The sequence below is a fragment of the Hydrogeniiclostridium mannosilyticum genome, assembly GCF_003268275.1.
In the GTDB taxonomy this organism is placed as follows: domain Bacteria; phylum Bacillota; class Clostridia; order Oscillospirales; family Acutalibacteraceae; genus Hydrogeniiclostridium; species Hydrogeniiclostridium mannosilyticum.
In genome coordinates this window covers 1-13,387 of record NZ_QLYR01000010.1, presented here as the reverse complement: position 1 = coordinate 13,387, position 13,387 = coordinate 1, and the positions used below count along the sequence as shown (strand labels likewise).

Genomic DNA, 13,387 nt, shown 5'->3' with positions numbered 1-13,387 from the left:
CGCCGTCTAAAAGGCGCCAAGCGGGTAAGAAATGAGCGCGGAATAGGTAAGGGAGAGTGAGTCGTTATGCCACGGCAGAAAAAAAGAAACAGAAAAAGGGGGCGCGGCCTGTTGCTGGCGGCGCTGTTCATCGGCGTTGGCTGGTGTGTACTGGCATATTACAGCCAGGTGTCCGCCGCGAAGCAGGCGCCTGCCCCGGCCGCGGGAGTCCGTGAGGACATGGACCCGCTGCCTGCTGCGGCATCCGTTTCCGGCGTAAATCCTATTCTGCAAAACCCGGAACTGCCCTCCGGCTGTGAGGTTACAGCGTTGACGATGCTGCTGAATTACAGGGGCTTCTCCGTCAGCAAGGAGGTGCTGGCCAGCGACTACCTGCCCTATGATAATGATATCTATTATGTAAACGGAACCCGTTATGCGGCAAACCCATGGCGGACCTTCGTCGGGGAACCGCACACACAGCGCTTTGGGTGCTATGCGCCGGTGGTTGTAAAAACAGCAAACCGCTTTTTGGCGGAACAGGGGAGCGGTTTGCAAGCGGTTGACTTAACCGGCGCCGGTATAGAAGCGTGCTATGAAAAGGTGGCGCGCGGGGAGCCGGTTTTGGTATGGGCGACCATTGGCCTGGCAGATCCCGAGAGCCTTACACAGTATGGATGGATTGACAAAGAAAGCGGAAAGTGGTTTCATTGGGTTACTGGTGAGCACTGTTATGTGCTGACAGGCTACACGCCGGCAACCGTCTCGGTCTGCGACCCCCTTGAGGGGGAAATGGTCTATAACCGCGCTTTATTTGAACAGCGCTATGAGGCGTTATACTGCCAGGCGGTCAGTATAGAGCCTGGGGCGGGCTCTTCCGGGGATAAGCTGGCGGGGGCGCCGGCGGCGCCCTAAAAACAGGATCAGGGAAATGAGGGATAAGAGTGGTAAACGAGGGGGCGCAAGAGGAGCTATCCCGGGTATACGGCTGCTACGGCGCCATGCTGTACCGGCTTTGCATGGTGCTCCTGTGCAACCGGGAAGATGCGGAGGATGCGGTTCAGGAAACATTCTGCTCCTACCTCAGGGCCAAGCCGGTGTTCGAGAGCGGCGAGCATGAGAAGGCCTGGCTGATTCGGGTTGCGACCAACAAAAGCAGGGACCTGCGGAGATCCTTGTTCTGGAGAAGGCGTGCAGACCTGGAAGAGGCGGAAAAAGTGGCTCAGACGCCGGAGGAGCGGGACTTGCTCGAGGGCCTGCTGCGCCTGCCGGATAAATATAAAATTGTGTTGCATCTCCATTATATAGAGGGGTATAAAATTAAGGAAATCGCCCAGATGACAAAGATGTCGGAAAATAATGTGAAGGTTCACTTGTTCCGAGGAAGAAAATTGTTGAAGCTGGAGCTGGAAGAAGAGAAGGAGGGAGCCCGGTGAAACCCAGAGAAAAAATGCTCAAGGACGTAGTAAACCGTATAGAGCCGGAGCCTGCATTGAGGGCTAAGGTCATGCGGGCCGCGGAGAACGGCGGGCAGAATGGGCGTTCCCAGGGGCGGCATCCGGTGCTGAAGCATATGCTGCGGGCTGCCGCAGCCTTGGTGCTGCTGGCGGCAGCGGTGGTGTACGGGCCCAAATTGCTGGATAAGCTGCTGGTTCCGGTTGAGCCGGAGCGGAATCCGGCCCTGGTCCAGTCCTCTGCTCAAACAGAGGATATGCCTAAATTTATGGTGCTTTTGGTGCCGGATACAGATGTATGGCAGGAATATCTGCCTGCGGCCTGCCTGGTTGCTATGGATGAAGAGAATAGGCAGATTAAGGAGATTTCCTTTGTCCGTGAGGTAATGATGAGTGCTGTTAGCCCGCTGTATCCTTTCGGGGGCCAAGGGGCCCCTGAGGAAATAGAAGGGTTCCTGGATGTAACCCAGCAGCAATGGGAAAGTTATACGGGGCAAAAGCTAAGCGGCGTTTTCCTTATTCCCCAATCCAGTTTGCTGGCAACGGCTAACATGCTTTATCCGCTTGATATCGTGGTCAGTGAGGAGGAATACAGCCTGATGTCGGAAATCACCGGCTATTTTTCAGGGACGCTGGAGCCCTATGAACTGATGGACTATCTTTTTATCTCGCCATCCAGAAAGGTGACATTGGAGGAACAGCTCAATGATTACCGCATCCTCTGCGGCCAGCAGGAAAAAACGATCACGGCGTTTATTCGCAAAATACTCCAGGGAGCCCAGGACATGGATATGGACGCCCAGTTCGGCGTATTACAGAGCCTGCTTGGCGACGGGTATCATAATTTAGACATGAGTACGGACGAAATCCTCTCCTATCTGGCGGGGCATCTGGACGAGTGGGACCGTGATTATGAGGTTGTCAGCATGCAATCGCCCAATGACCTCTCCGGCTTCGGGGAGCTGGCACAGGGAGAAAGCACGGACTCAGTGGCGCTGGAGCTCCTTCGTCAAAGCTGGAATAAAGAGATTGACAGCTTTTTGGCGGGAAAAATCAGCAGCGCTTCCAGTTCGGAGTCTAAGGTAGGGGACAGGACAGAGGTGCGTTAAGCACAGCGTGCCGGATTGAAAAACAATCCGGCACGCTGTTTTGTATATGCGGGGAAATAAATGTAACATGGTCACAGAAAACCAGTATAAAAGAGGATATACTATAAAAAACTTGAATTTACGGCGCTACAAAGGCTGAAACCGTGAAGCTCCTTGAAAATACGGACTCCCTTCGTTCTCTGTTACAGACCCTAAAATAGCAGCGTTTTTGGTGCTTTGGTGCTTAAATGGCGCCCGGCTTTCCGATGGTAAAATAAAACGACACGGCCGGCTATAAGGGGACACCTGTTATAAAAGCGCGAAAGCGCTTGTTTTCGCTCGCCGCATGAACCGGGCAATAATAGAAAATTTATATCTGGATGTGCTATAATACGAGTATATTTGAAATTAATGAATGTGCGGGGTATGATATGCAAACGATTACAATTTGCGGGAGTATGAGATTTGAAAAGGAAATGCAGAGGATAGCATTTGAACTGGAGGTAAAGCACAGATTTAATGTATTGCAATGCGTTTACGGATTGAAAAAGAGTGAATTAACACCGGCTGATTTGGATATCCTTGAGGAGGCGCACCTAAAAAGAATAGATCTTTCAGATGCTATATATGTAGTGGATATTGGAGGACATATAGGAAGTATGACAAGAGAAGAAATAAAATACGCCAAAGAAAATGGAAAAGAAATTATATTTCATTCTGAATATGCTTTATAAGCAAATGAACGCTAATCTATGCCGGGGGTTTGGGATGTGCCCAGCAATCAAAAATCTCTCTCGCTGCCGCGGATAGTATTGTGTGATTTTAAGGAAAAAATCGTCCAGGCGGGCAGTATTTGGCTTTGAAATTTTACATAGTTAAGTGGTATTTTGAAGGCGAAAAATATAAACCGCCTGCCCTGGCAGTTTTAGTGCCGAAAGTCTTAATATCCCCAAAGGCATCTAAGCTGCCTTTACAGGCGTAATAACACGGCTCTATGCTGCCGTGCGGGGTATCGAAATGGAAGGAGCGAAAACGACAGATGACTTATTTGATTACTTTTTTAGAGGGGCTCATCACCTTTGTATCCCCGTGCCTGCTGCCGATGCTGCCCATTTATATCTCTTATTTTGCCGGCGGTAAGGAGCCGGAAAAAAAGCATGCAGCGCTGAAAAACGCTTTGGGCTTTGTGTTGGGCTTCACCTTGGTCTTTTTGGTTCTAGGTGCGTTCGCGGGCTCGGTCGGCCTGCTTTTGCAGCAATATCAGCTTGTGGTGAATATTGTCAGCGGGCTGATTGTCATCTTCTTTGGCTTACATTTTCTTGGGGTGTTCCAGCTCGCCTTGTTCAAGGGCAGCATGCGCTGGAGCCAAGGGAAAGCAATGGGGTTTTGGTCCGCGGTAGTCTTCGGCATGGTCTTCTCTGTCGGCTGGACCCCATGCGTGGGCGCTTTTCTGGGTTCCGCCCTAATGCTGGCCTCTCAGCAGGCGTCCGTTTGGCAGGGAATAGGACTGCTGCTGTGCTATTCAGCGGGCTTGGGCGTTCCGTTTTTGCTCAGCTCTATTTTGATTCAGAAGCTGAAGTCTACGTTTGCTTGGATTAAAGCGCATTACCGGGTAATCAATGTGGTTTCGGGTGTGCTGCTGATTGTGGTAGGAATTTTTATGATGACCGGCATGCTCGGGCAGCTGCTGGCATTACTCAGCTGAGGAGGGACGAATATGTCTTCAAAAATGAAATGGGTCTTCGCCCTTGTGGCGACGGTGGTAGTGTTGGCGGGTGCGGCTGTTGTATATCAGCTGTTCAGCGCGCAATATACGCCGGAGCTGCTGGAGGCTCAGAGCAGTAAGAGCGAAAGCGCAAGCAGTGCCAGCCGGATAAAGGCGCCTGATTTTGAGGCTGTTGGCCTGGACGGGAATCCCGTGCGGCTTTCAGCGTTAAGCGGCAAGCCGGTAGTCCTCAATTTTTGGTCCAGCAAATGCGGGCCATGCCGGCAGGAGATGCCGGACTTTCAGGAGGCCTACCAAGAATATGGGGATCAGATCCACTTTGTCATGGTAAATTCTATCGGCGCCTTTGGCGAAACCGAGGAAAGCGGCCGTCAATATCTTGAGGAGCAGAAGTACACATTCCCAGCGTGCTTTGACGTGGACCAGGAGGCCGTTATGGCTTACGGCATACAGGCCTTTCCCACCACTTATTTTATTGATGCAGACGGCTACATCGTCACTGGGGCCAAGGGGATGCTCACCCAGAGCAATTTGGAAAAGGGCATTTCCATGCTCCTCCCCGCCGGTGAATGATTGCCCAGGGGCAATAAAAAACGCATTCCGGGTTGTTCTGAACCGGAATGCGTTTTTCGTTGCATAGAATTAATAGCGGAGGGTTTAACCGTGCTTTTTATTCCGCCACAGAAGCGCGGCTGCTGTGGCGAATGTACACAGGGATTCGGACAGCTTGCTCCAAAGCTCCAGCAGGAACAAGGGCGTAGCGCGCCCTGCTACGGTGACAGAGGAGGGGGTTCTTACCTCAAGCTCCACCCCCGAACGGCCGGGCTGCTGCAGCGCCCCATTCCTGCGAAGAACGGCGCAGGCCAGTGCAATGACGCCTGCCAAGGCGGCGGTTATGGCGAAAAAACGCTTCATATGGAACGCGGCCCCCTTTTCTTATTTTGACTGCTTTGGCTTCAGGGCCGGGGTTATTTTACTGCACCAGGAGTAACAGGTGAAGGGCAGGAAATGCTGGGCCAGGGTATATACCAAAGCGCCAATGCCGGCGAGACAAACGAGAACAGCCAATAATTTTTTCATAATTCATAACCCCACTTTCTATTTTACCCATTTTGTTTAGGAATAATCCTTGCTTTTAATATAAAATAAAGATCTTCCAATACTTTTATCATAATGGTTTCCGGCCGGAATTTCAAGAGATAAAACCTTACAATATCGTAATAAAACTCAGGATTCTGTAAGGCTTGCGTATTTGGATTCGGCGACGGAAAAAGACCTTTTGCATTCTTTTTGAAAAGACGTTATAATAATTAAAATAATGGTTCAGCATACCCGGTTAATTATGAGAAGCCGTGCCGTGTACAGTATGGCGCGCTCTGTTTTAGAAAGAATAAGTGGAGAAGAGGAGGACGGAATAAAATGGATTCACCCGCAGTACAAGGTGTTATCACCGGAGTCCTGTTTATTTTGCGTATCATTACACCGCTGCTCTCCCTGGTTGTTGTGGCACGCTGCTTTTTATCGTTCAAGGCCGGCCAGAGAAAAGAGGAGCCGGTCATTGTGCTGGAGGATGTCGTCAGCAAAACGCGGATTCCCGTCCTGTATTGGGAAAACTCGCTTGGACGCAGCAAAAGCTGCGATATCGTTCTGCCGGACAATACCGCCAGCCGGGACCATGCGGTGCTCATGCGCCGGGAGAGCGGCTGGGTGGTGACCGATACCGACAGCAAATCCGGGACGCGGATCAATGGCAAAAAGGTTACAAAGGATGCGCCGGTTTTTCCCGGTGATGTGCTGAATATGGGTTCTACATCGCTTATGCTCAAGCGCGTTACCGATGCGCCCATCCGTACCCCTAAGCGCCGTGTGCGCCGGGCCGCTAACCCTACAGGCCTTTTGCTGCTGACAACCTTCATCCACCTGCTGCTGCTGGTACAATCCTGTTTTTCTGGAGGCCAATTTTCCGCGCTGCCGGTTTTGCCCTTTGTGCTGGTGACGGTTATTGAGTGGGGGATGTTTTTTTACTCCACGCGTGGCCTGAACCATGTCAGCTTTGAGCTGGAAACCATTGGATTTCTGCTGTCTGGCATTGGCATTATGCTGCTTTCCGGAACGCGGGCGGCGCTGCCCGAGGGTGCGGAAGCGCCTGGGCCAATGGACATTTTTAATTTTTCCCTGATGAAAACCACCTATATGCAGGTGATTACGCTGCTGCTGGGTGTTTTGATCTTTTGCTTTTTGATTTGGTTTATGAACGACCTGGAACGTGTCATGAAGTTCCGCACCTTCATCGCCATCGGCGCAATCCTGCTTTTTGCAGCCAACCTGGCGCTTGCGCGCGGCAATGCCAGCCACGGTGCGGGAAACTGGATTTATATCGGGCCTATTAGTATTCAGCCGTCGGAATTTATTAAAATTGCGTTTGTTTTTGTGGGTGCCTCTACGCTGGACAGGCTGCAAACAGCGCGCAACCTTACCGGATTTATCCTGTTCTCCGCCGCCTGCCTCGGGTGCCTGTTTTTAATGAACGACTTCGGCACTGCCTGTATCTTTTTTGTCACCTTTCTGCTCGTGGCTTTTATGCGCTCGGGTAGTGTTCGTACTGTGGCGCTGGCAATTGCCGCGGCGGTGCTGGGGCTGTTTCTAATTTTGACATTCCGGCCGCATGTAGTCAGCCGCTTTGAGGGCTGGCGCCATGTTTGGGAATATACCAACGACAGCCAGGGCTACCAGCAGACGCGCGTGCTCAGCTATGGCTCAAGCGGCGGGCTTTTTGGCGTGGGCCTGGGCGAGGGCGCCCTGGCCGGCGGAAAAAGCGGAAAACCTGTCTTTGCGGCGACGAGCGACCTGGTGTTTGGTATGGCCTGGGAGGAGCTGGGGTTGCTGATGGCAGTGATCATCGTGGCGGCCATTGCGCTGCTGGTTTTCTATGCCAGATCGGATGCGACCAAGAGCCGCTCGACGTTCTACTCCATCTCGGCGTGTTCGGCCGCGGGGCTGCTGCTATTCCAGACCTGCCTGAATATCTTCGGCGCCACCGACGTGCTGCCGCTTACGGGTGTGACGCTGCCCTTTATTAGCGCCGGCGGCTCCAGCATGGCCGCGGTATGGGGGCTGCTCGCGTTTATCAAGGCGAGCGATGAGCGGACCTATGCGGCGCGCAGAAGTAAAAAGAACCGATGATATTTTTAAGCTGATGAAAGGGGTGCGGTTGCGTTGAAGACGACAGGAAAGCGTTCGCTGGTCCTATATTTTTTAATCGCGCTGTTTGTAGCAGGCTTAGGCTTTTTTTTGGCCGAATTTGCCTTTCAGGGCGGGGAATGGGCGATACAGCCGTTTAACAAGCATATTACGCAGGGTGGAGTGTCCGGCACTATTACGGACCGGGACAATACCGTCCTGGCGCAAAGCAGCAACGGGGAGCGCATCTATAACGAGGACCCGGCGGTGCGGTGCGCAATGCTTCAGACGGTAGGCGACACGCGCGGTTATATTTCTACCTCTGTACAGTATGTATATCGTGCCCCGCTTTCCGGCTACAACCTGGTAACCGGGCTGTATTCGCCCACCGGGGGCGGGAACGGCAGCAAAATCCAGCTCACGCTGGATGCAGAGCTGTGCAAAACAGCCTATAATGCCATGAATGGGCGTAAAGGATCCGTGCTGGTCTATAATTACAAGACCGGAGAGATCGTCTGTATGGTAAGCTCCCCGACCTTTGATCCCGCTTCCCCGCCGGCGGATCTGGATACGGATGAGACGGGAAAGTATGACGGCGTCTATTTGAATAATGTGCTTTCCGGCCTTTATACGCCGGGTTCTACCTTTAAAATCGTCACCGCTGCCGCGGCGATTGAAAACATCAGCAATCTGGATGAAAAGACCTTTGTCTGCAACGGCAGTGTAGTGATTAACGGCAACAAGATCAATTGTACAGGCACACATGGCCAGATTGATTTTAAAACGGCGCTGGCGCGTTCCTGTAATGTAGCCTTTGGTGAGCTGTCGGTGGAGCTGGGCAGCGAGGCTATGCAAAAGACGGCTGAACAGCTCGGCTTCGGCAAGCGGTACAGCATCGATGGCATAACAACAGCCGCCAGTGTCTACGATGTGGAGGACGCCACAAGCGACGGGCTGGCCTGGAGCGGTATTGGACAATACACGGACCTGGCGAACCCCTACCATATGGCGCGCCTGATGGGGGCAATTGCCAACGGCGGCACGCCGGTAGAGCCCTATTTTATAAAGTCGGTTACCACCAGCTTCGGCCTGGTTACCCAAAGTGGGCATGCTATTCAGGGGGATTCTCTGATGACGGCGCAGACCGCCGAACGGCTGAAGGGGTATATGCGCAACAATGTAACCAGCTACTATGGTGAAAGCCTTTTTCCGGGCCTTGAAATTTGCGCGAAAACCGGTACCGCGGAGGTCGGTGGGGAAAAGGAGCCCAGCGCTTGGATAGTCGGTTTTTCTCAGCGGCAGGACACGCCCTATGCCTTTGTCGTGGTCGTTGAGGAGGGCGGATCGGGCATTCAGGCTGCCGGAGGCGTAGCAGGCGCGGTGCTGCAACAGGCCGCGAAATGAGCCTCGGCAAAAATTTTGAAACCGTAAACGGCAATATAAAAATTCCCCCGGCTGCTTCTCTGAATTTCTGAAGCAATCGGGGTTTTTTATACACAAAAAAACCGAAGCAAAGCGAACTTTGCTCCGGTTTGGTGGACGATACAGGACTTGAACCTTTAAGAAAAACGGTTAAACGCCCATTAATACTATATTGATTTCTCTTTGTGTTGCATTTCGTGTTGCATTTTTGGCGTTTTGTCTTTCCCGGCTATCGCCTCGAAGTAGTTTATAACCTTCTCGTTTTCCTGTTCTGCCCGGTTGGATAATGTGTGTTGGTAAACATTATGCAGCACCTGCTCAGACTCCCATCCGCCGTTTTGCATAATGTATTTATCGGGTACATTTAATGCATGGAGTGTCGAGGCGTAATAATGTCTCAGATCATGAAAACGAAAATGAGGCAGGCCACAAGCTTTTAATGCGTTTGAAAACTGATGGTAAATGATCGTAGGGTTAGGGGTCGGCAAGCCTTTCCGTACCCGCTCAACTACGTTCGGCGGTAGGGGAGAAAAACGATAACCGGCATTTGTTTTAGGCGGCTTAATCACCCACTGCTTATTAATGTCCTCAACCATCGCCTTATTAACAATAACGCCCAAATCTGTTAAATCATCAGGTTTTAGGGCGGCGATTTCCGAGCGGCGTAAGCTCCCGGTTGCAGCCAGAAGGACAGGGGCCTCTATTGGCTTTCCTGCAACGTATTCAAGCAGCTTCTTAATATCTGCGTCGGTAGGGATATATCTTGAGATTCGCTGCTTTTTGGGCAGCTTTGCGCTTATATCAACCTTGCTGTCAAACATTTTAACCGAGGCAGCAAATAGCGCATACATGTTGCGCACCGTTTTTGGGCTGTGCTCTTTTGCTTCCTGGTCGATTGCTTTTTGTACCTGCTCCTTGGTCAAAGCTCGTATTCTGACGTTGTGAAGGGCTGTTAAATCTCTTTCCACAGATTTACTATACTCTCGATATGTGGAAGGGGAGAGAATATTTTTGCGGCTTTCTATGTAGCGGTCCATCGCTTCCTTTACGGTGATGTTGCCGGATTGGCGCTCCTCTTTTTCATGTTTGAATTGGCTTGCCAAATACTCGGCCTCAGCTTTGCTTTCGGCGGTAAAGGATTCATATTTCCGTTTGCCGTTCTCAATGTGAGAAAATACCTTGACGTTCCAGTTCCCGCTGGGTAATTTTTTCGCTTTTGCCATGATTATTACCTCCTAAAGATATGACTTGCAAAGCCTGCCCTGAAGGTGGTATAATCACACTGTGTGGGGTGTGCCTATTCCTTCGGAGTAAGCCGCTTTATTTCGAGCCGTCCTTCCTGGTTGCAGCCGGGAGGGGCGGCTTTTTATTAAAGAACTCTTTCGGAGATCATCTTACAAATCTGTGAGACATTCGCTTGTGAAACGAACTCGAATTTGACTTTGCCTAGTCCACTAAACCATAATTCAAGTTCACTGTCCATGTCCAGAACTCCAGCTGTCTCAACTGAAAAAGCTTGAATCTTGCTATAGGGTAAAGACGTAAAGTCTTTCTTTTTCCCAGTCATCCCCTGTACATTGATTGCAATAATCCTTTTGTCAGTGAACACTACGCCATCACGGATTCCGCGAAATGTTCCAAGAATGGTTTCTCCAGCCACGAACATCGGAGATACCATTCCCTCAAAATCTGATTGAGGAACTGGTTTCAATTTCATGAAGCTTGCATTTTGAAAATCAATCACTGTTTTTCCTCCTGTTTTGCTGTTTTACGAGGCCTGAAAACATAGCCTTTTTCATGTTTTACTGAAGCATTTTTATATTCTACATCTACACTCCGTCTAAATCCTGCGCTATCCGGATCTCCTGTTTTGTATTCCTCTCGCTCCATAAGCCCCTTCCAGTAATCAACTGCCTTTTGAGTGCTTATTTTTAAATATAATCTTCCGAGCATAATTTCTTGAGGGAATATGTCCCATTGTTCAGTAAGAGAACTGTAATGCCTAGGTTCATGATTTTGGATTGAAAGACTGTAACTTCTTTCCGCATCTATAAAATTATGCTCCGCTTCATAATCCTTTCCTAAATCGCTATAGATCTGACTTAAGCTAAATTGAGGGAAATTAACTGCTTGAGGATTTTGCAAATAAAGCTCGAAATAATTTATAGCTTTTTTTCTATACTCTGCTGTTGAAAAATGACATGCATAAGCACAAGCCAATATGTGTAAAGAATCATTGTATTTCTGAGCCTCGGTTAACACTCTTTCTAAAATAGCATGTCTTTCAGAATTACCCACATCGTAGTTATCAATAATCATTTGCAAACAATAGTCCCCGTCTTTGTATGAATTGACATGCCTTTTTCTTTTGAGAAAACCCATAAAATCAACTCCATATACTTTCCTAAAAATACAATTCCGTATCTAAATTTCCGTATGTATACCAGCACACCACCTTTTTCATAAAATCTTCGGTGACATCAAAGTATTCGGCTAAGGACCATATTTCCGTATAACCATTAGCTATTGCTTCATCAAGCTCTGATTCAGAGATTAAATGCTGGATTGCCCACTTGTTAGCCTTATTTTCATGTTTTCCCCTTATATCGCACGGACTATCGACGTTGTAAAACGCCCCTGTTTCCACGTGTCCTAGTTCGTGGGCAAGACATTCTTTTTTCTCAACCTGTGTTGGCAAGCGTTTTAGATCTATTGCAATCCAACCTTGAGGAAGGGATATAGCAACAGAGTGTCCCATATTAAGCTCATCAATAGAAATTCCTTGTTTTTCTGCAAATTGATAAATCTGTAAAAGGGTCATATCTTACTTCCCTCTATTTTGATCCTGCGCTTTCTTAAATCTAATAAAGTCCAAAACATCCTGCTTTTGACCGTCGGTTAATTCCTTGACCTCGCCGTATAACGCAAAATCAATTCCTTTCAATTCTTTATCAAGCTCACTGCTATCGGCAGTGGGCTCTTCTTTTCGTTCATTGCCAAATTGAAGATAGTCAATAGAAGTATTGTAATAATAAGCTATTTGTGGTAGGTATTTACGGTAAGATTTATTCCGCCCATTAAGCCAGTTGGTTATCACATTGGGGTGGATATTCAAATATTCTGCAAGTTCTTTTTTAGCTCCATGTCTTGGGCCGATACACTTTACAATTCTTTCTAACACTTCATCCATAAAATAACCTCTTTTTTGTGCATGCATACAAATCAAATAAAACACAACTGAAACTATTGATTTTGTGTGTTTAGTGTGTTATAGTATACATATACCAAACAAAACACACATTTCAAAAAGAGTAGATGTGTAACTATTAGGACTTGAACACACAGATCGTTTGTCTTGTAATCAGATAATATCACAATACCAAACAAAACACAACTATCAAACCACACAAAGAATAGAGGTGATGTATAGACAGATTGTATAAGGAAGAAAATCCAGATATATCACGTGAATGGAGGTGGGGCAGTGTTACAGTTATACACCTGTCAAGAAATTGCAGAGCGATACAGAGTTGAAGTCATTACCGTATGGGATTGGATTCGCAAAAAGAAATTACCAGCTATTAAAATTGGACGCGATTATAGGGTTAGCGACAGAGATATCGAATATTTTGAATCAACCCGGAAAACCGTTCACCCCCCAATTAAATAATACCACCCTATCTGTCCATTAAACAGGACTTTATGAGGAATGGGGAAAAAATTTTAGGAGGGAGGTGAGAGAAAAGTGATCTATACAGTGGAACGCAGGTGTGAATTCGGAGGCGGAAGTATGGAATCGCACTACGAAGCGAGGAGTTATGAAAGGCGCACTCCAACAGGAGTGCTAGTTGGAGGTAAGCTCTTAAAGAAATGCAAAACAAAACAGCAAGCGAGAGATTACTTTGCGCGCAAAGGCGTGGAATACGAAGAATGATGGAGGGAAAGCGATGAAACAACACATCGAAGCTGTCTTTGAATGGAGCTTCCGCATATTGCTGCTGGCGCTTGTTGCCGCCATGATTGCGTTTTATTTCAAAATGATTGTTTGAGAGGAGGCGATTGTAATGCCTAAGCTACGTCAAAACAAGTACGAGCTTGCCAACAGTATTTTTCGGGCTGCTGTTAATGGAAACCGGGAATTATACGGCTACCGTCGCAAAGCTGATTTGTGCCCCATATTTGGAGTTAAAGAAGAAACTGTAAGTAAACACCTTTCAAATCCAGCCAACATAAAAACAGCTGACTTACGGCATATCATTGAGGCTCTAAAATTCTCCGATGAGCAAATTTTAGGGATGTTCGGCAGAGGCCCAATGTTCAATCAAGGAGAGGACAAGCGATGAACTTTCTAATCACCTTGTACATATTCTCTGCGGTGTTTGCACTGATGGCCCTTGTGGCCTGGATATGTGAGCGCCGGGAGCGCAGGAGGGCCCGCTGTAAGATTCGGGCAATGAGGAAGGGCGAAAGGAGAAAAGCGGCGTGAACATACCGGAGTGCTGCACGCACTGCAAGACCATGCAGAAGCATAACTGTAT

At 48.8% G+C, this 13,387-nt stretch carries 17 protein-coding genes; 10 read left to right on the top strand and 7 right to left on the bottom strand.

The features are described from left to right. Positions 1-66: 66 nt before the first annotated feature. The 6 genes from DPQ25_RS11815 to DPQ25_RS11790 all read left to right on the top strand — a co-directional run bounded on the left by DPQ25_RS11815 (position 67) and on the right by DPQ25_RS11790 (position 4,820). On the top strand, positions 67-894 hold the full coding sequence (locus DPQ25_RS11815; RefSeq protein ID WP_112333385.1) for a C39 family peptidase: 828 nt from the start codon (positions 67-69) through the stop codon (positions 892-894). A gap of 29 nt (positions 895-923) precedes the next feature. Then, positions 924-1,415: an RNA polymerase sigma factor gene (locus DPQ25_RS11810; protein WP_242978329.1), complete on the top strand. Its 492-nt coding sequence runs from the start codon at positions 924-926 to the stop codon at positions 1,413-1,415. Then, entirely contained in the window at positions 1,412-2,542 is a 1,131-nt protein-coding gene (locus DPQ25_RS11805; protein WP_112333384.1) for a hypothetical protein, read from the top strand. The genes DPQ25_RS11810 and DPQ25_RS11805 overlap by 4 nt, the downstream gene beginning before the upstream one ends. 437 nt (positions 2,543-2,979) lie before the next feature. Continuing rightward, the gene (locus tag DPQ25_RS11800) at positions 2,980-3,255 is read left to right on the top strand and encodes a hypothetical protein (RefSeq protein ID WP_242978327.1); all 276 of its coding nucleotides are present in this window, start codon (positions 2,980-2,982) and stop codon (positions 3,253-3,255) included. A 305-nt stretch (positions 3,256-3,560) separates the two neighbouring features. Beyond that, positions 3,561-4,226, top strand: coding sequence for a cytochrome c biogenesis CcdA family protein (locus DPQ25_RS11795; RefSeq protein WP_112333383.1), 666 nt, complete (start codon positions 3,561-3,563; stop codon positions 4,224-4,226). Between the two features lie 12 nt (positions 4,227-4,238). After that, positions 4,239-4,820, top strand: a complete 582-nt coding sequence (locus tag DPQ25_RS11790; RefSeq protein WP_112333382.1) for a TlpA family protein disulfide reductase — start codon at positions 4,239-4,241, stop codon at positions 4,818-4,820. Between the two features lie 84 nt (positions 4,821-4,904). Here DPQ25_RS11790 and DPQ25_RS11785 read toward each other — a convergent pair whose 3' ends face one another. Both DPQ25_RS11785 and DPQ25_RS14745 read right to left on the bottom strand, forming a co-directional pair. Continuing rightward, positions 4,905-5,162, bottom strand: a complete 258-nt coding sequence (locus DPQ25_RS11785; protein WP_112333381.1) for a hypothetical protein — start codon at positions 5,160-5,162, stop codon at positions 4,905-4,907. A 21-nt stretch (positions 5,163-5,183) separates the two neighbouring features. Then, positions 5,184-5,327, bottom strand: coding sequence for a hypothetical protein (locus DPQ25_RS14745; RefSeq protein ID WP_177577041.1), 144 nt, complete (start codon positions 5,325-5,327; stop codon positions 5,184-5,186). Between the two features lie 339 nt (positions 5,328-5,666). Here DPQ25_RS14745 and DPQ25_RS11780 point away from each other — a divergent pair, with 339 nt between their 5' ends. Next, positions 5,667-7,430, top strand: a complete 1,764-nt coding sequence (locus DPQ25_RS11780) for an FtsW/RodA/SpoVE family cell cycle protein (RefSeq protein WP_112333380.1) — start codon at positions 5,667-5,669, stop codon at positions 7,428-7,430. A 33-nt stretch (positions 7,431-7,463) separates the two neighbouring features. Next, a complete protein-coding gene (locus tag DPQ25_RS11775; RefSeq protein WP_112333379.1) occupies positions 7,464-8,831 on the top strand; it encodes a penicillin-binding transpeptidase domain-containing protein in 1,368 nt (455 codons plus the stop codon). Positions 8,832-9,016: 185 nt separating this feature from the next. Here the strand turns inward: DPQ25_RS11775 and DPQ25_RS11770 are convergent, their stop codons facing one another. The 5 genes from DPQ25_RS11770 to DPQ25_RS11750 form a co-directional block, all read right to left on the bottom strand. Further along, positions 9,017-10,072, bottom strand: a complete 1,056-nt coding sequence (locus tag DPQ25_RS11770) for a site-specific integrase (protein WP_112333378.1) — start codon at positions 10,070-10,072, stop codon at positions 9,017-9,019. Positions 10,073-10,218: 146 nt separating this feature from the next. Next, entirely contained in the window at positions 10,219-10,593 is a 375-nt protein-coding gene (locus tag DPQ25_RS11765; RefSeq protein WP_112333377.1) for a PH domain-containing protein, read from the bottom strand. After that, positions 10,590-11,231: a hypothetical protein gene (locus DPQ25_RS11760; protein WP_112333376.1), complete on the bottom strand. Its 642-nt coding sequence runs from the start codon at positions 11,229-11,231 to the stop codon at positions 10,590-10,592. The genes DPQ25_RS11765 and DPQ25_RS11760 overlap by 4 nt, the downstream gene beginning before the upstream one ends. 22 nt (positions 11,232-11,253) lie before the next feature. Then, a complete protein-coding gene (locus DPQ25_RS11755) occupies positions 11,254-11,670 on the bottom strand; it encodes an ImmA/IrrE family metallo-endopeptidase (protein WP_112333375.1) in 417 nt (138 codons plus the stop codon). A 3-nt stretch (positions 11,671-11,673) separates the two neighbouring features. After that, positions 11,674-12,039, bottom strand: coding sequence for a helix-turn-helix domain-containing protein (locus tag DPQ25_RS11750; RefSeq protein WP_177577039.1), 366 nt, complete (start codon positions 12,037-12,039; stop codon positions 11,674-11,676). Between the two features lie 276 nt (positions 12,040-12,315). Between DPQ25_RS11750 and DPQ25_RS11745 the strand changes: the two genes are divergently transcribed. Next, the gene (locus tag DPQ25_RS11745; protein ID WP_330409873.1) at positions 12,316-12,519 is read left to right on the top strand and encodes a helix-turn-helix domain-containing protein; all 204 of its coding nucleotides are present in this window, start codon (positions 12,316-12,318) and stop codon (positions 12,517-12,519) included. Between the two features lie 394 nt (positions 12,520-12,913). After that, entirely contained in the window at positions 12,914-13,192 is a 279-nt protein-coding gene (locus tag DPQ25_RS11740) for a hypothetical protein (protein ID WP_112333372.1), read from the top strand. The last annotated feature ends 195 nt before the right edge of the window (positions 13,193-13,387 follow it).

Bases quoted from the DNA above. Each gene is read 5' to 3' on its own strand.
- DPQ25_RS11815 (WP_112333385.1), top strand. From the start codon at position 67: ATGCCACGGCAGAAAAAAAGAAACAGAAAAAGGGGGCGCGGCCTGTTG.
- DPQ25_RS11800 (WP_242978327.1), top strand. From the start codon at position 2,980: ATGAGATTTGAAAAGGAAATGCAGAGGATAGCATTTGAACTGGAGGTA.
- DPQ25_RS11795 (WP_112333383.1), top strand. From the start codon at position 3,561: ATGACTTATTTGATTACTTTTTTAGAGGGGCTCATCACCTTTGTATCC.
- DPQ25_RS11790 (WP_112333382.1), top strand. From the start codon at position 4,239: ATGTCTTCAAAAATGAAATGGGTCTTCGCCCTTGTGGCGACGGTGGTA.
- DPQ25_RS11785 (WP_112333381.1), bottom strand. From the start codon at position 5,162: ATGAAGCGTTTTTTCGCCATAACCGCCGCCTTGGCAGGCGTCATTGCA.
- DPQ25_RS14745 (WP_177577041.1), bottom strand. From the start codon at position 5,327: ATGAAAAAATTATTGGCTGTTCTCGTTTGTCTCGCCGGCATTGGCGCT.
- DPQ25_RS11780 (WP_112333380.1), top strand. From the start codon at position 5,667: ATGGATTCACCCGCAGTACAAGGTGTTATCACCGGAGTCCTGTTTATT.
- DPQ25_RS11770 (WP_112333378.1), bottom strand. From the start codon at position 10,072: ATGGCAAAAGCGAAAAAATTACCCAGCGGGAACTGGAACGTCAAGGTA.
- DPQ25_RS11760 (WP_112333376.1), bottom strand. From the start codon at position 11,231: ATGGGTTTTCTCAAAAGAAAAAGGCATGTCAATTCATACAAAGACGGG.
- DPQ25_RS11755 (WP_112333375.1), bottom strand. From the start codon at position 11,670: ATGACCCTTTTACAGATTTATCAATTTGCAGAAAAACAAGGAATTTCT.
- DPQ25_RS11750 (WP_177577039.1), bottom strand. From the start codon at position 12,039: ATGGATGAAGTGTTAGAAAGAATTGTAAAGTGTATCGGCCCAAGACAT.
- DPQ25_RS11740 (WP_112333372.1), top strand. From the start codon at position 12,914: ATGCCTAAGCTACGTCAAAACAAGTACGAGCTTGCCAACAGTATTTTT.